At 65.9% G+C, this 20,294-nt stretch carries 21 protein-coding genes; 11 read left to right on the top strand and 10 right to left on the bottom strand.

The annotated features are described in order from the left end of the window. Positions 1-177: 177 nt before the first annotated feature. Entirely contained in the window at positions 178-1,137 is a 960-nt protein-coding gene (locus QXK92_RS23365) for a helix-turn-helix domain-containing protein (RefSeq protein WP_306245636.1), read from the bottom strand. Between the two features lie 454 nt (positions 1,138-1,591). On the opposite strand from QXK92_RS23365, the gene QXK92_RS23370 reads away from it, so the two are divergent. Further along, positions 1,592-1,981 carry a DUF732 domain-containing protein gene (locus QXK92_RS23370; RefSeq protein WP_306245637.1) on the top strand — a complete coding sequence of 130 codons (390 nt, stop codon included), beginning with the start codon at positions 1,592-1,594 and terminating at the stop codon, positions 1,979-1,981. Between the two features lie 238 nt (positions 1,982-2,219). Here the strand turns inward: QXK92_RS23370 and QXK92_RS23375 are convergent, their stop codons facing one another. From QXK92_RS23375 to ychF, 3 genes are all read right to left on the bottom strand, one after another. Then, positions 2,220-3,461, bottom strand: coding sequence for an HNH endonuclease signature motif containing protein (locus QXK92_RS23375; protein WP_306245638.1), 1,242 nt, complete (start codon positions 3,459-3,461; stop codon positions 2,220-2,222). Between the two features lie 126 nt (positions 3,462-3,587). After that, positions 3,588-3,986, bottom strand: coding sequence for a VOC family protein (locus tag QXK92_RS23380; protein WP_306245639.1), 399 nt, complete (start codon positions 3,984-3,986; stop codon positions 3,588-3,590). Between the two features lie 110 nt (positions 3,987-4,096). After that, positions 4,097-5,170, bottom strand: coding sequence for a redox-regulated ATPase YchF (ychF, locus tag QXK92_RS23385; protein WP_306245640.1), 1,074 nt, complete (start codon positions 5,168-5,170; stop codon positions 4,097-4,099). Positions 5,171-5,254: 84 nt separating this feature from the next. Here ychF and QXK92_RS23390 point away from each other — a divergent pair, with 84 nt between their 5' ends. Beyond that, positions 5,255-6,511 (top strand): DUF6542 domain-containing protein, encoded by a 1,257-nt coding sequence (locus QXK92_RS23390; RefSeq protein WP_306245641.1) that lies wholly within the window; start codon positions 5,255-5,257, stop codon positions 6,509-6,511. Positions 6,512-6,516: 5 nt separating this feature from the next. Here the strand turns inward: QXK92_RS23390 and QXK92_RS23395 are convergent, their stop codons facing one another. Beyond that, complete coding sequence (locus QXK92_RS23395; RefSeq protein WP_306245642.1) at positions 6,517-7,530, bottom strand: 4-hydroxy-3-methylbut-2-enyl diphosphate reductase; 1,014 nt, start codon at positions 7,528-7,530, stop codon at positions 6,517-6,519. An 89-nt stretch (positions 7,531-7,619) separates the two neighbouring features. Between QXK92_RS23395 and QXK92_RS23400 the strand changes: the two genes are divergently transcribed. Genes QXK92_RS23400 through QXK92_RS23415 form a run of 4 tightly spaced genes read left to right on the top strand, consistent with a single transcriptional unit; the run spans position 7,620 to position 10,858 of the window. Next, positions 7,620-8,231, top strand: coding sequence for a lipid droplet-associated protein (locus QXK92_RS23400; protein WP_306245643.1), 612 nt, complete (start codon positions 7,620-7,622; stop codon positions 8,229-8,231). Beyond that, positions 8,228-9,478, top strand: a complete 1,251-nt coding sequence (xseA, locus tag QXK92_RS23405; protein WP_306245644.1) for an exodeoxyribonuclease VII large subunit — start codon at positions 8,228-8,230, stop codon at positions 9,476-9,478. The genes QXK92_RS23400 and xseA overlap by 4 nt, the downstream gene beginning before the upstream one ends. Further along, positions 9,468-9,713 carry an exodeoxyribonuclease VII small subunit gene (locus QXK92_RS23410; protein ID WP_306245645.1) on the top strand — a complete coding sequence of 82 codons (246 nt, stop codon included), beginning with the start codon at positions 9,468-9,470 and terminating at the stop codon, positions 9,711-9,713. The genes xseA and QXK92_RS23410 overlap by 11 nt, the downstream gene beginning before the upstream one ends. A gap of 53 nt (positions 9,714-9,766) precedes the next feature. Then, a complete protein-coding gene (locus QXK92_RS23415; RefSeq protein ID WP_306246448.1) occupies positions 9,767-10,858 on the top strand; it encodes an NAD-dependent epimerase/dehydratase family protein in 1,092 nt (363 codons plus the stop codon). A gap of 7 nt (positions 10,859-10,865) precedes the next feature. On the opposite strand, the gene QXK92_RS23420 is transcribed toward QXK92_RS23415, so the two are convergent. Both QXK92_RS23420 and QXK92_RS23425 read right to left on the bottom strand, forming a co-directional pair. Continuing rightward, a complete protein-coding gene (locus QXK92_RS23420) occupies positions 10,866-12,401 on the bottom strand; it encodes a carboxylesterase/lipase family protein (RefSeq protein ID WP_306245646.1) in 1,536 nt (511 codons plus the stop codon). A 75-nt stretch (positions 12,402-12,476) separates the two neighbouring features. After that, positions 12,477-13,073, bottom strand: coding sequence for a TetR/AcrR family transcriptional regulator (locus tag QXK92_RS23425; protein WP_306245647.1), 597 nt, complete (start codon positions 13,071-13,073; stop codon positions 12,477-12,479). 124 nt (positions 13,074-13,197) lie between these two features. Between QXK92_RS23425 and QXK92_RS23430 the strand changes: the two genes are divergently transcribed. From QXK92_RS23430 to QXK92_RS23445, 4 genes are all read left to right on the top strand, one after another. Then, entirely contained in the window at positions 13,198-14,574 is a 1,377-nt protein-coding gene (locus QXK92_RS23430) for an aromatic ring-hydroxylating dioxygenase subunit alpha (RefSeq protein ID WP_306245648.1), read from the top strand. Next, a complete protein-coding gene (locus tag QXK92_RS23435) occupies positions 14,571-15,095 on the top strand; it encodes a hypothetical protein (RefSeq protein WP_306245649.1) in 525 nt (174 codons plus the stop codon). Before QXK92_RS23430 ends, QXK92_RS23435 begins: the two co-directional genes overlap by 4 nt. Next, positions 15,092-15,565 (top strand): hypothetical protein, encoded by a 474-nt coding sequence (locus QXK92_RS23440; protein ID WP_306245650.1) that lies wholly within the window; start codon positions 15,092-15,094, stop codon positions 15,563-15,565. The genes QXK92_RS23435 and QXK92_RS23440 overlap by 4 nt, the downstream gene beginning before the upstream one ends. A 62-nt stretch (positions 15,566-15,627) precedes the next feature. After that, positions 15,628-16,746 (top strand): AI-2E family transporter, encoded by a 1,119-nt coding sequence (locus QXK92_RS23445; RefSeq protein WP_306245651.1) that lies wholly within the window; start codon positions 15,628-15,630, stop codon positions 16,744-16,746. A 90-nt stretch (positions 16,747-16,836) separates the two neighbouring features. Here QXK92_RS23445 and QXK92_RS23450 read toward each other — a convergent pair whose 3' ends face one another. The 3 genes from QXK92_RS23450 to QXK92_RS23460 all read right to left on the bottom strand — a co-directional run bounded on the left by QXK92_RS23450 (position 16,837) and on the right by QXK92_RS23460 (position 19,130). Further along, complete coding sequence (locus QXK92_RS23450) at positions 16,837-17,430, bottom strand: PE family protein (RefSeq protein WP_306245652.1); 594 nt, start codon at positions 17,428-17,430, stop codon at positions 16,837-16,839. A gap of 235 nt (positions 17,431-17,665) precedes the next feature. Next, the gene (locus QXK92_RS23455; protein WP_306245653.1) at positions 17,666-18,463 is read right to left on the bottom strand and encodes a dienelactone hydrolase family protein; all 798 of its coding nucleotides are present in this window, start codon (positions 18,461-18,463) and stop codon (positions 17,666-17,668) included. Positions 18,464-18,485: 22 nt separating this feature from the next. Further along, positions 18,486-19,130, bottom strand: a complete 645-nt coding sequence (locus tag QXK92_RS23460; protein ID WP_306245654.1) for a DUF4245 domain-containing protein — start codon at positions 19,128-19,130, stop codon at positions 18,486-18,488. A gap of 75 nt (positions 19,131-19,205) precedes the next feature. On the opposite strand from QXK92_RS23460, the gene glpX reads away from it, so the two are divergent. Further along, the gene (gene glpX, locus QXK92_RS23465; protein WP_065048844.1) at positions 19,206-20,282 is read left to right on the top strand and encodes a class II fructose-bisphosphatase; all 1,077 of its coding nucleotides are present in this window, start codon (positions 19,206-19,208) and stop codon (positions 20,280-20,282) included. Positions 20,283-20,294 lie beyond the last annotated feature (12 nt).

A 20,294-nucleotide genomic window follows, 5' to 3' on the forward strand; every position in this document is an offset into this window, starting at 1 on the left:
GCATTCTCTCCTCCCGACCGGGCGGCTCTCGGTGGGCCGCCGGGAGGGTCGTCATGCGAGCCACCAATGTCGCTGCGCGCGTTGGCATATCGCGTCCGAACCCATTCCTCGCATCGTTCCCCCGATGAAACCTGTGCCTTTCACTGTAGTGAACCCGGGGATCGCGCGGCGTGGTCGCTAGCGACGAAGCGTGACTTGCGGGCTCTCCCCGTACTCGCGGCGGTAGGAGGCAGCGAAGCGACCGAGATGGGCGAAGCCCCACCGGGCGGCGACCGCGCTCACGGTGCACGTTTCACTGCTGGCTTCAAGAAGCTCGAGGTGTGCATGATGCAGGCGGACCCGGCGCAGGTACTCCGTTGGTGTGCAGTCACGGTGCTTGCGGAACATGTACTGCAGCGCCCGGGGCGTGATGCAGGCGGCACGCGCGATGTCGACCAGCGAAATGTCGTTGTGTGCGTTGTCGTCGATGAACGTGATCGCGCGCCGCAGCAGGACCGGCGTCGAGTCGTGGCGGTCTTCGATTGTCGGCTCGAGCACCGCGGTGTGCGGAAACGTCGCCAACATGCTCGCCGCGAGAAATCGCCGCACCGCACCGACGATCAGCAGGCTCTGCGCGACGTGCGAGTCCGCGGCGACGTCATTGCAGACATGGTCGACGGCATGGACGAGAAACCGGTTGGCCTCAGGCGTCACCGCGGCATTCGCGGTGAGTCGAACGGGTGCGCCATCGTGGGAGGCGATGTTGGAAGCAACTTCTCCGAGCGCACTCCGGGCGATGGACACCAGAACGTAGTGGCAGTACGAGACCGTGCCGAACATCGGCAGTGCCTCGAGGGCGCCGGCCGCGGCCACCTCGCCGGGACCGAACAACCTGGGCTCGAGGCCCGGTTGATCCACCGACATTGCCCCGGAGTAGACCCGTCCGAGCAGGATCGTGTCCAACGGCTCCATCTGGTAGGTCACGTCGAGGCCGAAGTTGACATCGTCCACGAGCGTCGAACACAGCTGAGATCGCGTGATCCGGGCATGCACGTTGGTCTCATCGGCGGGACGTACCAGTCGCACATGCGAATAGCTGGCAGTTACCGCGTGTTCGACTTCACCGAGGTCGCTTGTGTCGACCACCACGGTGCTCATCTGCGATAACCCGTCAAGCGGTGTGGTTGTACACCCCGTAAAGCCGTCGGCGCCGGCGTTAGCCAGCACTCGGCGGTCTGTTGCATTGGCCCATAGTATCCACCGCAGTCAATTGCCGGTGGCTCGTCCGCGGCGCGGGCGGGGCGCAGTTGCGGGACTACGTCGCTGCAGCAACGGGTTTCACCCAAGCGCACGCCGGATTTCGGCGTCGTTTAGCTCGCAGCAACCTGCTCGGGCTCCGCTTGTTCCGCCTTGCAATCGCTTGCCTCAGTAGCGCACCGACCAAGCCCGCCCGAAGCGTCGGCGCGGTCCCCGTAGACCACCGCTGATCTGAAGCGCCGCGGGACAAAAGCGATGGATCTGCCGGCAGGGCCGTGCTCCGGTAAAATCCCAGGAAATCGTGTTGCGCCTGCGGGTCGTCGGGCGTACGGAGTCAACCAGGGAGGGGCACGCCATGCTGGCGAGAGCCATCGCGTTGTTAGTCCTTTCCGTCGGGTTCGCCGCACCGGCCTCCGCGGACTCCACCGACGACGCGTTCATCATGAACCTCAACACCTCCGGCATGAATTTCGGAGCTCCCGACAAGGCCATCCAGGTGGCAAAAACGGTGGTCTGCGGCTCGCTCAAGGACAACCCCAGCACCACCAACGCAGAGCTGACCACCAAGGTCACCAACGCAACGAACTGGCCGGCTCTCAACGCCGCCTACTTCACCGGTGCCGCGATTCAGGCCTACTGCCCGCAGTACGGCTCCCTCACCCCGCCCAGTGTGCCCAGCAAGGTTCCCACCGCCCCCAGCACGGCTCCGCCGACTCCGTCGACGTCTCCCGTTCAGAGCGCGTAGGCGCGTCAATCTCGCTGCCTCCGAACCTGATTCAGAGGGCGAGGGTTCTCGGCGACGATCGCATAGCGGCCAGGTGGCCCTCCGCCGAGACACCCGGCGGGCGTCGTCGTCTTGCTTTCGTCTGAGCAGGCTGGGGCCCGACAGCACTTCGTGACGCCAACGGCTGCATGCACTTACCAGCGAGAGATCACCCACCGGCCGGCACAGTTGGCCGCCCTGGCGCGCACCAGAATTCACCCTAGCTATTGGTGGGTGGTGGTTGGGGTTCGAAGGGGGTGTACCACTTCCATTGGGCGCGTTCGCCGCTGGGCCCGCGGTAGGGCGGGACCTGGGGTGGGGTGCTGGTGGGTGGGCGGGCCAGGGACCCGGGGCGCAGGATGTCGCCGTCGCGGTCGGTCACGGTCAGGTGCTCGGCGTCACCGGAGATGGTGATCTCCCCGCGGTGATGCAACCGATGGTGATACGGGCAGACCAGGATCAGGTTGATCAGCTCGGTGGGGCCGCCGTTCTCCCAGTGCCGGATGTGATGGGCGTGCAGGCCGCGGGTCGCCCCGCAACCGGGCACCGCGCAGCAGCGGTCGCGGTGTTCCAGCGCGCGGCGCAACCGCCGGTTGACCGTGCGGGTGCTGCGCCCGGCCCCGATCGGCCGGCCCTCGCGCTCGAACCACACCTCACAGGTGGCATCACAAGTCAGGTACTGGCGCTGGCCCTCACTCAACAACGGGCCTAGGTGCAGCGCGCCCGCGGGCTTGTCGACATCGACGTGCACCACCACCGTGGTGTGCGCGGCGTGCGGACGCGCGGCGGCCTCGGCATCCCAACCCGCCTCCACCAGCCGCAAGAACGCATCCAGCGTGTCCGGCATCGGCGGTGCGGACTCCGACTCACCGCGTGCGGCGCGATCACTCTTCCATTCGGCGACCAGGGCCTCCCGATGCGCGCCCAGCGCCGCCTCAAACGTCGCCGCCTCGGTGTGCGGCAACGTGATCCGCCAGCACGTGGACTCCTCGGTGGCGGTCTTGACGATCGCCGGCTGCCGGCGCGGATCAGGCTTAGGCCGCGGTTCACACTTGATCGCGGTGCGCAGCTGATTGACCGAGGCATGCCTAGCCAACTGCTCATAATGGGCATCCGAGCCGTCCCCAGCCCGCGCCGCGATCACCCCCACCTGATCCAGCGACAACCGCCCCTCCCGCAGACCCGCCACACACCGCGGAAACTCCGCCACCCGATGCGCCACCGCCGTCACCGTCTGCGCGTTCGCCGGCGAGCACCCCAACTTCCACGCCACCACCGCCGCCACCGACCGCGCCCCCGTCATCCCACACAACCCGTCACGATCCAACTCCGCGACGATCTCCACAATCCGCCCATCAATCGCGTTGCGCTGCCCCGCCAACTCCGCCAACTCCTCAAACAACACATCCACACGCTTCACCGCAGGCCTCTGAAAAGAGCCCGCCAAGGCCGTCACCGACATAACCCCATCCTCCCAGCGAGGTACGACAAACAGCCCGCCGCCGAATCGCGGCAGTCGCCAATTGCCAAGCTGAACAACGTATTCACCGCTTCATGCCACCAGCGGACCCGCTGGCATCGTTCGGTGTCACATCCCGAACTTGGCGCGCGCCGCATCAGTCACCGGGGTGAAAAGGTTAACGAGATTTCCGTCGGGATCCCTGAACAACAGCGCACGGTTTCCCCACGGCATCGTCGTCGGTTCGGTGACCAACTCGGAGATCTGCCCGCGAAGCCGCTCGTACTCGGCGTCGACGTCGTCGACGATGAACTCGACGATCGCGCTCCGATTGGCCGCCGGCTCGGCAGATCCCTGCCCGAACAAGGGAACGGTCTTGTCACTACCGATAGCCAGCGCTGCGACGGGTGTCGGAATTTCCGCGAAGAGTTCGTTGCCCCAGATGGCGGTGACGCCGGTGACCATCTCATAGAAGGCGACCATTCGTTTCACATCTGCAGTGATGACGCGGATCGAAACCAATCTCATGGGACCTCTACTCACGGACGCCACCGGATAACCGGCGGATGGGCTCAGTGAGCTGAACGCTAGTTACACACCCCGACAAGCCGGTCCACGTCACATCTTCGCCAGCCGGCTCAGACGTTGAACCGGAACTCCACGACGTCCCCGTCGGCCATCACGTAGTCCTTGCCTTCCATCCGGACCTTGCCGGCCGCCTTGGCCGCCGCCATCGACCCGGCCGCGATGAGGTCGTCGTAGGAGACGATCTCGGCCTTGATGAAGCCCTTCTCGAAGTCCGTGTGGATCACGCCGGCCGCCTTGGGCGCGGTGTCGCCCTGGTGAATCGTCCAGGCGCGCGCCTCCTTCGGGCCCGCGGTCAGGTAGGTCTGCAGCTTCAGCGTATGAAATCCGGTGCGCGCCAACGCATCCAGGCCGCGCTCGGTCTGGCCGATGGACTCCAGCAGTTCCGCCGCGGACTCGTCGTCGAGTTCGATGAGCTCGGATTCGATTGCGGCATCCAGGAACACGGCATCCGCGGGTGCGACGAGCTCGCGTAACTCGGCGATGCGTGCGGCATCGGTCAACACCGACTCGTCGGCGTTGAACACGTACAGGAACGGCTTGGTGGTCAGCAGGTTCAGCTCGCGCAGCAAAGATGTGTCCACCTGCGCAGCAAACAGCGTCTTGCCGCTGTCGAGGATCTGCTGTGCCGCGACGGCGGCCTCGTGCACCGGTTTGCGCTCCTTGTTGGTGCGCGCTTCCTTCTCCAGCCTGGGCAGGGCGCGCTCCAGCGTTTGCAGGTCCGCCAGGATTAGCTCGGTCTCCACGATCTCGATGTCGGAGCGGGGGTCGACCTTGCCGGAGACATGCGTCACATCGTCGTCGGCGAACACCCGCACCACCTGACAGATCGCGTCGCATTCGCGGATATGGGCGAGGAACTTGTTGCCCAGTCCGGCGCCCTCCGACGCCCCTTTGACCAGCCCGGCGATGTCGGTGAAGGTCACCGGCGCCGGCACGACGCGAGCAGATCCGAAAAGCTCTGCCAGCTTGTCCAGGCGCGGATCCGGCAGCGAGACCACACCCTCGTTGGGTTCGATCGTTGCGAACGGATAGTTGGCCGCCAACACGTTGTTGCGGGTCAGCGCATTGAACAAGGTCGATTTTCCGACGTTGGGCAGACCCACGATTCCCAGGCTTAGGCTCACGGGAAACCAAGTTTAGGGGGCACGCCAGCGATCACTGTCCAGCGATATACGGGCCTTTGGCCGGACAGCCGGTACGGTCATTATGTGTCAGCGCAGCGGGAGAGAGCGGCGGTGGAGGCAAGCCACCGCTCCATCGTGCCCAGCATCCCAGGTGTGCCGTGGTGGGCGGCGGTTCTCATCGCCGTTGGAGCAACGGCTTTGGGGTACGCGTTCGACGCCGGCCACAAGGAGCTGACCCACACTTTCGCCAGCCTGTACATCGCCGGCTGCGTGGCGGCCGTCCTGGCGGTACGGCAGGCGGCCGTGTTCACCGCGGTCATCCAGCCGCCACTGATCCTGTTCTGCACCGTGCCCGGCGCTTACTGGCTGTTCCACGGCGGCAAGGTGGACAAATTCAAGGACCTGTTGATCAACTGCGGTTATCCGCTCATCGAGCGCTTCCCGCTGATGCTGGGCACCGCAGGATTCATCCTGCTGATCGGCCTGATCCGCTGGTACCTGGGCAAGAACAGCCGGACCGCCGTCGAAGGCGCGGATGCGGCGACGAAAGACACCCCGGCGGATCGGCCGCCCTTGCTCAGCGGGTTCGTCGCCAAACTGAGCTCACTGTTGGCCGGCGACTCCTACGACGACCCCGACGCGGACGCGGCGCCGGCCCACTCGAAAGGCCGCGCCGCCCGCACCAGCCGGACCACCCGGAGCACCAGCCGCTCGGCGCAGCGCCCGGCCCGCACCCGGTCGCGGCACGCACGACCGGAGGACGCCTACGAACCGGGCGGGGAACGTCCGCGCCGCAGTAGCCGCAGGAGCACGGTTCCGCCTGCCGACACCACCGAGTACGACCGGTCCGACGTGCCGCCGCGGCCGCGTCGCCGGCGCCCGGACGGCGATTCGGACCTGGGGGCACACCCGCCCCGGGAAATGCGCCGCGAGCCGCACCCGCGGCGCAGCCCCTATGAGCGGCCGCGCTCGACCGAAAGGCCGACTGAGCGGTCCTACGAGCGGCCTGAGCCCCGCAGCAGCCGGTTCAACCCGTACGAAAGCTACGAACGGCCTCAGCCCTCCCAGCCCTCCGAACGTGGTGAGCGCCGCAGCCGCCACGAGCGCCGCGGGAGCGGCTACGAGCCCTACCCGCCCTATGAGCCGCCGTACGAGTCGCGCAGCAGGCGCACCAACGGGTCTAACGGCGCCAATCCGACGCACCACCCGATTTCCCAGGTTCGCTACCGCGGCGAGGCTCCGCGCAGCGAACCGCGCGACGAACGCCGTGACGAACCGCGTTCGGACCGCCGGAGCCGGCCGCGCACGCCGCGCCGCCCGCAGCCGGAGTCCTGGGAGTAGGTCGGCTACGCGCGCGGCCGGGCCGGCCGGATTTCCCGGGGCAGCGCGAACACCAGCGTCTCGTTGGCCGTCGTCACCGGCTGCACCATGTCGTAGCCGTACTCGGCCAACCGCTCCAGCACTCCGCTGACCAGCACTTCGGGTACCGACGCCCCGGACGTCACGCCGACGGTGGTGACGCCGTCCAGCCAGGCCGGGTCGATGTCGTCAGCCCAGTCCACCAGGTGCGCCGCGCGCGACCCCGCATTCAGCGCCACTTCGACCAGGCGCACCGAGTTCGACGAGTTACGGGACCCGACGACGATCACCAGCTCGCATTCGGGCGCCATCGCCTTGACCGCGACCTGGCGGTTCTGCGTCGCGTAGCAGATGTCGTCACTGGGCGGATCCTGCATCTTGGGGAAACGCTGCCGCAGCCGCTCGACGATCTCCATGGTCTCGTCGACCGACAGGGTGGTCTGGGAGAGCCACACCACCTTGTCCTCGTCACGGATGGTGACCTTGTCGACGGCCTCGACACCGTCGACCAACTGCACATGGTCGGGAGCTTCCCCGGCCGTGCCGACGACCTCCTCGTGACCCTCGTGACCGATCAACAGGATGTCGTAGTCGGCACGGGCGAAGCGCTTGGCCTCGTTGTGCACCTTGGTGACCAGTGGGCAGGTGGCGTCGATGGTCTGCAGGTTGCGTTCGGCAGCGGCCTCGTAGACCGTCGGGGCGACGCCGTGCGCGGAGAAGACGACGATGGCGCCCTCCGGGACCTGGTCGGTCTCCTCGACGAAGACCGCGCCCGCCCTGGCCAGCGTGTCCACCACATGCCGGTTGTGCACGATCTCGTGCCGCACGTAGACGGGAGCGCCGTGCTTCTCCAGCGCACGCTCCACCGTCTCCACGGCCCGGTCCACCCCCGCGCAGTAGCCGCGTGGCTCGGCCAGCAGCACCCGCTTGCGATCCGGCGTGCCCTCGGAAGCCACCGAACTCACCGCACCGGGAATCCCCATGTCAATAGTCGGCGCCATGCCCATCAGGGTACGTTCCACCGACACGGATCCGCTATTTCATGGCCGCCAGCTTGGAGTTAGCCGCTGCTTGAGGCAGGCTGGGACGCATGGCTACTGCACCGTACGGGGTTCGGCTGCTCGTCGGCGCGGCAACAGTCGCCGTCGAGGAGACGATGCGGCTCCCGCGAACCATCCTGATGTACCCGATGACGCTGGCCAGCCAGGCGGCGCACCTGGTGATGCGTTTTCAGCAGAACCTCGCCGAGCTGGTCATCAAGGGTGACACGACACTGGAGAACATCTTCCCGCCCAAGGACGAGCAACCCGAGTGGGCCACCTTCGACGAGGATCTGGAAGTTATCGACGGCGGCGCCGGCGGGTTCTCGAGCATTCCGGTTGACGGCGTCGAGGAACGCCGCGCCGAGGGCCGGTTCGCGTTGTACTCGGTGTCCGACACCGCCGAGTCCGGCTCCCCGGATGCCCCGACCCAACCGGTCTCGACGCGCCAGAAGTCGGCCGCGGCGGCTAGCGTCCCGGCACCCGCGGTAGCTAACGAACTCGACTACCCCCAGCTCACTCTGGCGCAGTTGCGCGCCCGCCTGCAGTCGCTGGATGTCGCCGACCTCGAAGCCCTGCTGGCTTACGAGCAGGCCACCAAGGCCCGCGCACCGTTCCAGACGCTGCTCGCCAACAGGATCACCCGCGCGACCGCGAAGTGAGCGGCGCCGTCGCTAACTCGGCTGAGAATCCGTTCCCGGTTCGCGCGGTCGCCATCCGGGTGGCGGGCTGGATCGACAAGCTGGGCACGGTCTGGGTGGAGGGCCAACTGGCCCAGATCAACATGCGGCCCAACTCCGGCACCGTATTCATGGTGTTGCGCGACCCGGCGGCCGATATGTCCCTCACCGTCACGTGTTCGCGTGATCTGGTGCTCAACGCGCCGGTGCGTCTGACCGAGGGCACCCAGGTGGTGGTCTGCGGTAAGCCGTCCTTCTATACCGGCCGCGGCACATTCTCGTTGCGGCTCAGCGAAATTCGCGCCGTCGGTGTGGGTGAGCTGCTGGCCCGCATCGAGCGGTTACGCCGGCTGCTGGACGCCGAGGGTTTGTTCGACCCCCGACTCAAGCGCCCGATCCCGTTCCTGCCCAACATGATCGGGTTGATCACCAGCCGGGCCAGCCACGCCGAGCGAGATGTCACGACGGTGGCCGAAGCACGCTGGCCCGCAGTGCGATTCGCGATCCGCCACGCCGCCGTGCAGGGGGTGAACGCCGTCGCGCAGGTCGTCGAGGCGCTGCGCGAACTCGACGGGCACCCCGAGGTCGACGTGATCGTGATCGCCCGTGGCGGCGGCAGCGTGGAGGACCTGCTGCCGTTCTCCGACGAGACCCTGTGCCGGGCAATCTCGGCCTGTCGCACACCGGTGATCAGCGCCGTGGGGCACGAGCCGGACAATCCGCTCTGCGATCTGGTGGCCGACCTGCGCGCCGCCACCCCGACCGACGCGGCGAAGAAGGTGGTCCCCGATACCTCGGCCGAACAACGCCTGATTGCCGACCTGCGCCGGCGCAATGCCCAGGCGCTGCGCAACTGGGTGTCCCGGGAGGAGCGGTCGCTGGCCCAGTTGCGCAGCCGTCCGGTGCTGGCCGACCCGCTGCGGATGGTCACCAGCCGCAGCGACGAGGTGCACCGTGCCCGAACCGCGCTGCGCCGCGACATCAACCGCATGGTCGCGGTGGAGACCGAGCGGGTCGGCCACCTGAGCGCGCGGCTGTCCACCCTGGGCCCGGCGGCCACTCTGGCCCGCGGCTATGCCGTGGTCCAGGTCCTGTCCGAAGACCCGTCACACGAGGACGGGCAGATCCTGCGTTCCGTCGACGACGCGCCGGCCGGCACCAGGCTGCGGGTGCGGGTCGCCGACGGCGCCGTCACCGCGGTGAGTGAAGGGCGTTCCGATGGTTCCTGACGACCAGCAGAAGGCGTCGCCGATTACGCCTATTAGTCAGCTTGGCTATGAAAATTGCCGAGATGAGCTAATCGAAGTGGTGCGACTTCTCGAGCAGGGCGGGCTCGATCTCGACGCGTCGCTGAAGCTCTGGGAAAGGGGCGAGCAACTAGCCAAACGGTGCGAAGAGCACTTAGCTGGCGCCCGCCAACGCATCACCGACGCCCTGGCCTCCGGCGACGCCGCGGAAAGCTGACGTCAGCAAAACTCGTCCGCTAACTTGGTTCCGAACTGGAACACGTTTCAGTTATTCTCTCCGGCATGGGTGATCCATCACTGACAACCGACCTCGGCAGCGTCCTGGTCACCGGAGGCTCCGGCTTCGTCGGCGCCAACCTGGTGAAGACCTTGTTGGAGCGGGGCCATCGGGTCCGCTCCTTCGACCGCGCCCCCTCGCCGTTGCCGCAGCACCCGAAACTGGAAGTGCTGCAGGGCGACATCACCGACAAGGCGGTCTGCGAAGCGGCGGTCGACGGCATCGACACGATCATCCACACCGCGGCCATCATCGACTTGATGGGCGGCGCATCGGTGACCGAGGAATACCGGCAGCGCAGTTTCTCGGTCAACCTCGGCGGCACTCAGAACTTGGTGGAAGCCGGCCAGAAGGCCGGCGTCAAACGGTTCGTCTACACCGCCTCCAACAGCGTGGTGATGGAAGGCCAGAACATCGCCAACGGCGACGAGACGATGCCCTACACCAAGCGGTTCAACGATCTGTACACCGAGACCAAGGTGGCCGCCGAGAAGTACGTGCTGTCCCAGAACGGTGTCGACGGGATGCTCACCTGCTCGATCCGGCCCAGCGGCATCTGGGGCACCGGTGACCAGACGATGTTCCGCAAGCTCTTCGAAAGCGTGATCAAGGGCCACACCAAGGTCCTGGTCGGGCCCAAGTCGGTGAAGCTGGACAACTCGTACGTGCACAATCTGATTCACGGCTTCATCCTGGCCGGCGAGCACCTGGTGCCGGGCGGCAGCGCGCCCGGTCAGGCGTACTTCATCAACGACGGCGAACCGATCAACATGTTCGAGTTCGCCCGCCCGGTGGTGGAGGCGTGCGGCGAGAAATGGCCCACCATACGGATTCCGGCACCACCAGTGCGCCTGGCGATGACGGCATGGCAACGGCTGCACTTCCAATTCGGTGCTCCCGCACCACTTCTCGAGCCGTTGGCGATCGAGCGGGTGGCCATCAACAACTACTTCTCGATCGATAAGGCCCGCCGCGACCTGGGCTATGAGCCCCTGTTCACCACCGAACAGGCGCTCAAAGAATGCCTGCCGTACTACGTCGACCTGTTCCACAAGATGAAGGCCGAGGCAAAAGCGAAGAAATAGCGGGCGATTACCGGAAGCTCACCATCTCAGCGCCCCAGGCATCCCGGATCCGCGCGTCGACGTCGCGCCTGATGGTGTCGACCTTGTCGATGACCAGGCACGCCCGGTCAGTCTCGTCGTAGCGCGGCCACGGCAGTTCACCGGACGGGCCGGCCGGCTCACCGTCGGTGGCGAAATTGATCCACCGGGTCTGCATCCGCGTGGACACCGCCGTCGCGGTTCGCGCCCCGCCGAGCTTGAGCGTCACATCCTGGGGGCCGCCGAGAGTGCCCCAGACGTACGGCAATTCGGTGGCATGGGCGGCGCGCACCAGAAGCAGCTTGAACAGCGGTGTCGAGTAGTCGAACCGGTACAGGTACACCGGCGCCACCGCGCTGTGCCCCTGAGCCAGCCACATCGTCGGCAACCGGAAACCGATGTCGGTCGCCATGCTCACCACCCGGGACTTGTGCCGGCCCGAGTATGCCGACCCGATCTCGTCCACGGTCGGCAGCTGTAGGTCGGGCTGCTCGGCGGCGATCTGGTCGAACATCGACGTGATGGCGCGCGGGGTGATCGGCATCAGCGGCGAGCGCATCAACTTGAACAGCGCCGCCTCGTTTTTGTTGGTTCCGATCACCAACGGGACGGGCAGCAACCGTCCTTCCTGCGCCAGCTTGACGGGATAATCCTGCAGCAGGTCTCCGTCGACGATCGGGACGAAGGCCAGCGTGCCGGGATTGCGCACGGGCACTTCGTTGAACACCTCCTGCGTGGCCGCGACCAGCGCCTCTGTAGGCACCTCGGTCAGCTTCTGCAGCTCCGATGCGCCGATATCCAGCTTCTCCAACAGGGTGAGGGCGACCCGGTGCCCCCGCTCCCGGTCGTACACCGAGGTGGCCGGGGAACTCTGCGCTATCGCGCGCACAAACAGACCCTCGGCGGCCGGGCTGGCGAGCAGCGTGGTGACCAGGCCGGCGCCCGCGGATTCGCCGAAGACGGTGACGTTGGCCGGGTCACCGCCGAACGCCGCGATGTTGTCGCGAACCCACACCAGCGCGGCCAGCACGTCACGCAGCCCGATGTTCGAGTCGAAACGTCGCTGCCCGGTAGTGAACGACGACAGGTCCAGGAATCCCAGCGCGCCGATCCGGTAGTTGAGCGTGACCACGATGACGTCACCGGTGCCCGCCAGCGCGCGGCCGTCGTAGAGCGGCTGGCTGCCCGAACCCAGTACGTACGCGCCGCCGTGCAGCCACACCATCACGGGCTTCCCGGCACCGGGCTGTGCATCCCGTGGTGCCCAGATGTTCAGCCGCAGGCAGTCCTCACCCAGCGGCGCCCCCAGATCCAGGGGCATCCTCGGGACCACCGGCTGAGGGCAGGCCGGGCCGTATTCGGTGGCGTCGGCGACCTCGGTCCACCGCTGCGGGGGCTCGGGCGCCCGGAAACGCAGGTCACCCAGCGGCGGTGCCGCGTACCGGACGCCTTTCCAGAACTTGACGCGACCGTCGTCGCCACCCCGGACCGGGCCATATCCGGTTTCGACTACCTCGGTCGCCATCGCGCTCGAACTCCTCTTCCCGTGCACCGCCCCAGACATCCGTTGACCACGGCTGAAGCGTCCAAACCACTTTAATCACCGGCCGCCGATGCTGGAGACGATCAGCTCGAGGTACGGGCGATAGAGGTCTTCCCCGTCAAGATGACTGCCGAGAGTGATGCCGTCATTGACGGCCAGAATCACCCGGGCCAGCGTTTCGGCCGGCATGGTCAGCGTCGCGCCAAGGCGTGCCACGTTGGTGCTGATGAACTCCCCCAGCGACCGCACCGTCTCCCATCTCTGCTCGGCGAGTCGCTCTCGCGCCTGCGGATTGCGCAGCAGGAAGAGCGTGAATTCGTATCCCAGCGCCGCGCGGTCGGTGCCCTGGCTCATGTCCCGCCACCGGTTGGCGAGTTCGTCCAGATCGATGTCGCTGCGCCGGTGGAAAGATTCGATGACCTCGGTGAACCCGTCCAGGAATCGCTGGCGCTGGCGCTCGATGACGGCCAGGAAAAGTTCTTCCTTCGTCCCGAAGTGGGAGTAGATCGCTCCTCGCGTGTAGCCCGCGGCCTCGGCGATGTCTTCCAGTGCCGACCCCACCAGTCCCTTGCGCGCGAAAACTTCCTCCGCCGCGTCCAGCAACAGGTTCCGGGTGTGCTCCAGACGTCGCTCCCGGGTCCACCGCTGCGGCACGGTCCGATCCTTCCACATCGACGATATACATCGGCGTCATTCATATACGGCCTTGTATAAATTATACGCGAATGTATTCTAGTGTTCGGGATCACCGGTGCTTCCAGACAAGGAGCGTGCAACGTTGACACAAGCACTTCGGCCGGGACGGTGGGTTGACCCCCACTCGGGCCTGGGCCTCGGACTGGCCGACATCGGCGGCGACACATTCAACATGCGGATTTCCACCGACCGATACACCTCGGCCGAATACGCGGCGGTGGAGCGCGAGCGGATCTGGATGCGGGTCTGGCAGATTGCGGGCCGGGTCGACGAGCTTCCCAGGGTCGGCGACTGGAAGCAGTACCGGATACTCAACCAGTCGTTCCTCATCGTCCATGGCAAAGACGGCACGCTCCGTGGATTCGTCAACGCCTGCCGGCATCGCGGCAACACGCTGTGCACGGGCCGAACCGGAAATGCCAAGCGCGGACTGCTCTGTCAGTACCACCTGTGGTCCTACGACCTGGACGGGCGACTGCGGGGCATGCTGCGCGAGAGTCTGGCCGGCCCGATCGACAAGGGCGAGAACTCGCTGCTGCAGGTGCCGGTCGACACCTTCGCCGGATTCATTTTCATCAACCCCGACCCGAACGCGCAGCCGCTGCGCGAGTTCCTGGGGCCGGAGGTGGTCGAGCTGCTCGCGCCCTACCACCTGGACGAGATGGTCGCCGTGATGGATGTGCGGGAACCCTTGGACTGCAACTGGAAGGTCGTCATGGACGCCTTCGAGGAGGGCTATCACATCAACGGCATCCACCCACAGCTGCTCGGCGTGCTGACGATCGACCCGGCCACCACGCGCTACCGGTTCTTCGAAAACCACTGTGTCGCAGTGGCACCCTTCGAGGTTCGGGGCGCCAGTGCGGACAAGCAGGTCGAGGGCATCCTGGACCTGCCCGAGACGTTCCCGTCCACCGCTGCGGTGATCCCGCGGTTCCAGGAACTGGTCGCCGGGTATCGGCGGGCGGACGGGTCCGTCGACTTCCCGGCCGATGTCACGGCGCGAAAGTTGTTGCAGCAGGCCACGCGTGACACGCTGACCGCGATGGGCCTGGATGTCAGCGCCCTGACCGACGACCAGATGAGCGACAACCAGGGCTGGGTGCTGTTCCCGAATTACTTCATGACGGTCCGCGCCGGCGAATGCCACGTGATCATGGCCGTGCCACACCCTGACGGCGACCCGAACCGGTGCCTGTGGCATGTCAGCAGTTACATGTTCCTGCCGGCAGAGCACCGCGACGCATTCCACGTCGAGCTGACCGATGTCACCGAACCGGGTAGTTACAAGTATTTCGAAGCGCTGCAACAGGATTACGAGCAGATGCCGCGCCAGCAGCTCGGGCTTCGCAACAGCCGGCTGAACCACATGTCCCTGGTGCGCGAGGAGATCGTCATCGGCCACTACCACTCGGTCATCGACCGGTACATGGCCGGCAGTACGGAGGAAGAGCGATGAATCTGCAAGAGCGCATTGCCCATCACGGCCGCATGGCCGAGGCCTATCGGGATGCATACCTGCGCCAGGGGGTGCAGAACGGCGAGGCGTTCGCGCAAGCGTGGACGTTCGCCGAGGACGGCGTCTACGTCTCGCCGTATTTCACCGGTGATCAGGTGTTCCGGTTCAGCGAGTTCCCCGAAGACACCGCACGGGCTTCGACGCTGGAAGCCAAGGTCTACTCGCTGAGCTTTCCGGACTGGAAGCCCAGCGACTTCAAATACTGGCCCGCCGCCAACGGGCTGGTGATGAAAACCCGGTGGGAGGGGCACACCACCGACGGCGTCCAGATGGGCTTCTACTCCTACAGTTTCATCGAAACCAATGACGCGGGTGAACTGACTCGCTGGGAGACCCACGTCAACGACGAATACAACGCATTCCTCGATATCGCGATCGGCGTACACGGCCCGTTCCAGGGCACCAGCGAATACGTGGAACTGCTCGAACTCCGGCTGGCGAAGTCCGGGGAATCCCGGTGAACCAGCAGGTCGACCGTCAGGTAGCCGACGTCATCGGCGACTACACCGGCCACGCCCGCACGGTGCTCGAATACTGCATGACGGTCGATCGTCTTGTGCACGAAGCCAAAAGCCCCGGCTTCGGGGTTCAGAACTGGGGCGCTCTCGCCGAGCTCGTCGCCGTCGATGAATTCGAACGGGTGGGCGCGTTCAAGGAGGTGATGGACTGGCCGGCGTACACGGACTTCCTGACCACTTGGGCGACGTCGTCGACCTGGCGGTGCTCCTTTCGACGGCTCACCGAGGCTGCGGACTTGATCTTCCTCGAGCTCGAAGAGCACAGTGCCGTAGGCGATTTCACCAGCGTGGTGAATTCCCTGTCGGTTTACCGGTTCAACGACACCGGCCAGATCACCCGCATCGACCTCTACCTACAGATGGAGCTGCCGGACCCGGAACTGCTGAAAAGCTTTGAAGGAGTTGACCCCTGATTCGGTCCCGCTGCCGCTAAAGTTGCCTCAACACTGATGCGGAGGGCGGTCTCGGTCCAGGCATGAACACCGAATTCACGCTCACCCAGAAACGCGCCCTGGCAGTGTTCACCCTCGTCGCCCTGGCGTTCGGGGCGTACTTCCTGCGCAACTACTTCGTCCTCATCGTGGTGGCCGCGGTCGGCGCGTATCTGTTCACGCCCCTGTTCAACTGGTTCAACAAGCGCCTGGGCACTGGTCTGTCGGCGGCCGCCACCCTGCTGTCGGCACTAGCCATTGTGATCGTGCCGGTGGGACTGCTGGTGACGCTGGCCATCGTGCAGATCGCCCGGATGATCGACTCGGTGGCGGGATGGGTCCGCTCGACCGATCTGAGCAGCCTCGGCGACAAGACCCTGCACCTGGTTAACGAGTTCCTGTCCCGGGTGCCGTTCGTGCATGTCACCGTCACCGCGGAGACGCTGCGCAAGGCGATGGTCTCGGCCGCCCAGAACGTCGGCCACTGGCTGCTGGGCATCCTGCAGAACACGGCAGGCAGCCTGGCCGGCATGATCACCTCGGCGATCATCTTCCTGTACGTGTTCATCGCTCTGCTGGTGCACCGCGACAAACTGCGGACGCTGATCGGGCAGCTCAACCCGCTCGGCGAAGAAGTGACTGATCTGTATCTACAGAAGATGGGCTCGATGGTGCGCGGCACCGTCAACGGCCAGTTCGTCATCGCCTTCTGCCAGGGTGTCGCGGGCGCCGCGTCGATCTATATCGCGGGCTTCCACCACGGTTTCTTCATCTTCGCGATCGTGCTGACCGCGTTGTCGATCATCCCGCTGGGCGGCGGCATCATCACCATCCCGTTCGGGGTGGGCATGATGCTGTTCGGCAATATCGGCGGCGGGCTGTTCGTGGTCCTCTTCCACCTGGTGGTGGTCACCAACATCGACAACTTCCTGCGGCCGATCCTGGTGCCGCGGGATGCCCGTCTCAATTCGGCACTGATGTTGCTGTCGGTGTTCTCCGGGATCTCGATGTTCGGCCCGTGGGGAATCATCATCGGCCCGGTGCTGATGATCGTCATCGTCACGACCATCGACGTCTATCTCGCGGTCTTCAAGGGGGTCGAGCTCAAACCGGTGCCCGAGGACAAGCCCGCTCGACGCAAGTGGCCGTGGCCGGGCCGCTGACTGTGAATCTGACGACGCGACACGCCGGTGACGCGTCGGGGGATCCACACTCAGTGCACGGAGGCCGGCTTCCGCGAAAGTCGACAGCACTCAGGCAATCGCGGTTAACGCACCAAAAATAGGAGAAAAGGATAATGCCCTCAGGGTAGGGGAAATGGCTTCCAACAATACCGGCAAGACGTATAAGAAAAACACGAGGAGCGAAACAGCCAACACGGCGATGAAAACAATAGCAGCTATACCCACCGGAGCCAGCAGGTACGGACCCAAAGGATTATCAAAGAAAACTGCCTTGCCCAGCTGGTAGGAAAGAGGTGCCCACAAATCGTAGAGCGGTGCCGGCAAGCCTTCAAATCCGATAATCGGGTTCAAAATCGAAGCCAAGGGCTGCAACAACGTTACATTGACGGCCTCCGCGCCGGCGTACATCCCCGCACTCACGTTCAAATGCTGCGCAAACTGCTCGTGAAACACCGCGGCCTGCCCAGCCAGTTGTTGGTACTCTTTACCGTAATCGGAGAACACGTGTGCGATATTCGCCGATACTTCGTCGGCGGCGGCGGGCAGCACCGCGGCGGTTGAATCTGCTGCCAGCGTGTGCGCCTCGTAGAGGGCTGAGCCAATTGTCTCCAGGTCCGCAGCTGCCTGCGCCATAATTCCTGGCGCGGTGATTACAAGCGGCATGTCTGTCCTCACCCTTCGCTCATCGGAACGTGCTCAGATGGACCCGCAATGCTGATCACGGTCTTGTGCGGCGATCAAATGTTGCCAAAACGAGTGTCGCCCGGATCGACGAGGGGGGCTTGAGTATGCGACTACTCAATTCTGAGCGGGTGCCTGCCGAAAGGTTCCGGTTCTCGCCCGATTTTCGGGTAAGCAGCGACTCTCCATCAGAACCTCACCCGCTTCTTCGCAAGTGCTAACTCAGCCGCTCCCTGAGGAATTCGACCACCCGCTTGCGCGCCTCGTAGGCCGGCTGGCCGTCGATCTCGCGGACCTCGTCGGTGAGCACCGAATGCGCCATGCGGCCGAAGCCGTGCTCGTTGCCCGGGCCGGAGTCGATCTCGATCACCTCGAACGCGTCGCCGAGCCGCTGCTTGAGCGTCTTGAAGCGCTCGCCGGGAGCCATCCGGTCGCCGCTGAACCGCAGCCCCAGCGCGCACAGGTCGTGATTGGCGCAACGATCGGCCACCACCCTGAGCTCCGCCTCGCTCATTCCGGGATCGCGGCGGTGCTTGGCGGTGAGCGGGAACGGCACCGAGGGCTGGCTGAGCACGGGGGCCAGCACGCTGTCATCGACGGCGGCAGCCAGGGCGAAGCCGCCGGTGAAACACTGTCCGATCACTCCGACACCCTTGCCGGGAGTCTTCTCGTTGAGGTCGCGGGCCCGGGCGCGCAGAAACAGCGAGACCGGCCGCTCCTTGTTGGTGGCCATCGCGGCGAATTCCTTGGCCACGCAGCCGCGGCTGATCTCGGCCACGATGTAGCCCGGTGTTTTCGCCTTGCCGGGCTGCCCGAACAGTGACGGGATGGCCACGGTGAACCCGTTGTCGACCAGATGGTTACCCAGACCCAGCACCCCCGGATGGATACCCGGCATCTCCGGGATCAGCACGACGCCGGGGCCCGATCCTTTGCGGTAGACGTCGTAGGTGAAGCCGGCGCCGGTGAACGGCGCCGCCGACCACCCGGAGAGATCTGCTTCGGGTGCGGTCACGAGAGACGTCCCTTCTGTCGGCCTAACGGCTCGGTAGCGGCTGCGCCGACTCCGTCGCGACCGCCAGTGTGCGGAACTGATCCGGTGTGCCGGCACCGGTGATCGCCACCTGGGTCGGGCCGGCCGGGCTGGCGAGCCTGGTGGTCCACACCGGCTCGACAGCGCCGTTCTGGTCGGCACCCTGGTAGATAACCCAACGGGTGCCGTTCACGTCAACGGTGCCGCTGGGAAACATGCCGGAATGGATGGAGCCGACCAGCTTGTCTTCGTCGGCATTGCTCTGGGTCAGGCTTAGGTACATCCCGGTCGGGCTGATGTAGCCGACGGTCGAGGTGGCCGCGTGCAGCCGCTGGCCCGCCGAGGCGTCGCTACGTCCGGCGTCGATGCCGCCGCGTCCGCCGGAGTTGGCTTGCCAGCCCGGCGGCAGTTGCGGCATCCGGATCGGGAACCCGAGCGTGGCGGCGTCGGCCTTGAGCGCCGCGGCCGCGTCGTAGGACGGGATCCGTCCCCGGTTCGTCCCGCCCGGGGCGATCGAGCACATCCCGACCATCCCTGCGAGCACGATGCACCCGATCACCAGAGGCAGCAGCGACCAGAACATGTCGCGTCCGTCCTGCAGCAACCGCGGCTTGGCCGGCTTGGGGGCAGGCTGGGGCTCCGAGGTCACTCCGCAAGTATCCCAGCTCCAGTCGAGCGTTCCGCTTCTGGGACAATCTGCAACCATGAATGAAGGGCGCCAACCATGACTGCACAGGGATCAGGCTCGTCGCCGACCGTTGCGACACCGTCGCACGCCCGACCGCGTGGCGAAGCCCCCGACCGAAACCTGGCTCTCGAGTTGGTGCGCGTCACCGAGGCCGGCGCCATGGCCGCCGGTCGCTGGGTGGGCCGCGGCGACAAGGAGGGCGGCGACGGCGCGGCCGTCGACGCGATAAGAGAACTGGTCAACTCAGTCTCAATGCGCGGCGTGGTGGTCATCGGTGAAGGCGAGAAAGACGAAGCCCCGATGCTCTACAACGGCGAGGAAGTCGGCAACGGCGACGGCCCCGACTGCGACTTCGCCGTCGACCCCATCGACGGCACCACGCTGATGAGCAAAGGCATGCCCAACGCGATCTCGGTGCTGGCCGTGGCCGACCGCGGGGCGATGTTCGACCCCTCGGCGGTGTTCTACATGAACAAGATCGCCGTCGGCCCTGATGCCGCCCACGTGCTGGACATCACCGCCCCGATCGCCGAGAACGTCCGGGCGGTCGCCCGGGTCAAGGAACTGTCGGTGCGGGACATGACTGTGTGCATCCTGGACCGCCCCCGGCACGCCCAGTTGATCGCCGACGTCCGCGCCACCGGCGCCCGGATCCGGCTGATCACCGACGGGGACGTCGCCGGAGCCATCTCGGCCTGTCGCCCGGGTTCGGGCACCGACATGCTGGCCGGTATCGGCGGAACCCCGGAGGGCATCATCACCGCGGCGGCGATCCGCTGCATGGGCGGCGCCATCCAGGCACAGCTGGCCCCCAAGGACGACGCCGAGCGCCAGAAGGCCATCGACGCCGGCCACGACGTCGGGCGGGTGCTGACCACCACCGACTTGGTGTCGGGCGAGAACGTGTTCTTCTGTGCCACCGGAGTCACCGACGGCGACCTGCTCAAGGGAGTCCGCTACTACCCGGGCGGGTGCACCACGCAGTCGATCGTGATGCGGTCCAAGTCGGGCACCGTGCGCATGATCGAGGCCTACCACCGGCTGTCCAAGCTCAACGAATACTCGGCGATCGACTTCACCGGCGACAGCAACGCCGCCTATCCCCTGCCCTGACACCTATAAAAG

This window comes from Mycobacterium sp. TY815 (genome assembly GCF_030755135.1).
Lineage (GTDB): Bacteria > Actinomycetota > Actinomycetes > Mycobacteriales > Mycobacteriaceae > Mycobacterium.

Bases quoted from the DNA above. Each gene is read 5' to 3' on its own strand.
- QXK92_RS23365 (WP_306245636.1), bottom strand. From the start codon at position 1,137: ATGAGCACCGTGGTGGTCGACACAAGCGACCTCGGTGAAGTCGAACAC.
- QXK92_RS23370 (WP_306245637.1), top strand. From the start codon at position 1,592: ATGCTGGCGAGAGCCATCGCGTTGTTAGTCCTTTCCGTCGGGTTCGCC.
- QXK92_RS23375 (WP_306245638.1), bottom strand. From the start codon at position 3,461: ATGTCGGTGACGGCCTTGGCGGGCTCTTTTCAGAGGCCTGCGGTGAAG.
- QXK92_RS23380 (WP_306245639.1), bottom strand. From the start codon at position 3,986: ATGAGATTGGTTTCGATCCGCGTCATCACTGCAGATGTGAAACGAATG.
- QXK92_RS23395 (WP_306245642.1), bottom strand. From the start codon at position 7,530: ATGGCGCCGACTATTGACATGGGGATTCCCGGTGCGGTGAGTTCGGTG.
- QXK92_RS23400 (WP_306245643.1), top strand. From the start codon at position 7,620: ATGGCTACTGCACCGTACGGGGTTCGGCTGCTCGTCGGCGCGGCAACA.
- QXK92_RS23410 (WP_306245645.1), top strand. From the start codon at position 9,468: ATGGTTCCTGACGACCAGCAGAAGGCGTCGCCGATTACGCCTATTAGT.
- QXK92_RS23420 (WP_306245646.1), bottom strand. From the start codon at position 12,401: ATGGCGACCGAGGTAGTCGAAACCGGATATGGCCCGGTCCGGGGTGGC.
- QXK92_RS23435 (WP_306245649.1), top strand. From the start codon at position 14,571: ATGAATCTGCAAGAGCGCATTGCCCATCACGGCCGCATGGCCGAGGCC.
- QXK92_RS23445 (WP_306245651.1), top strand. From the start codon at position 15,628: ATGAACACCGAATTCACGCTCACCCAGAAACGCGCCCTGGCAGTGTTC.
- QXK92_RS23450 (WP_306245652.1), bottom strand. From the start codon at position 17,430: ATGCCGCTTGTAATCACCGCGCCAGGAATTATGGCGCAGGCAGCTGCG.
- glpX (WP_065048844.1), top strand. From the start codon at position 19,206: ATGACTGCACAGGGATCAGGCTCGTCGCCGACCGTTGCGACACCGTCG.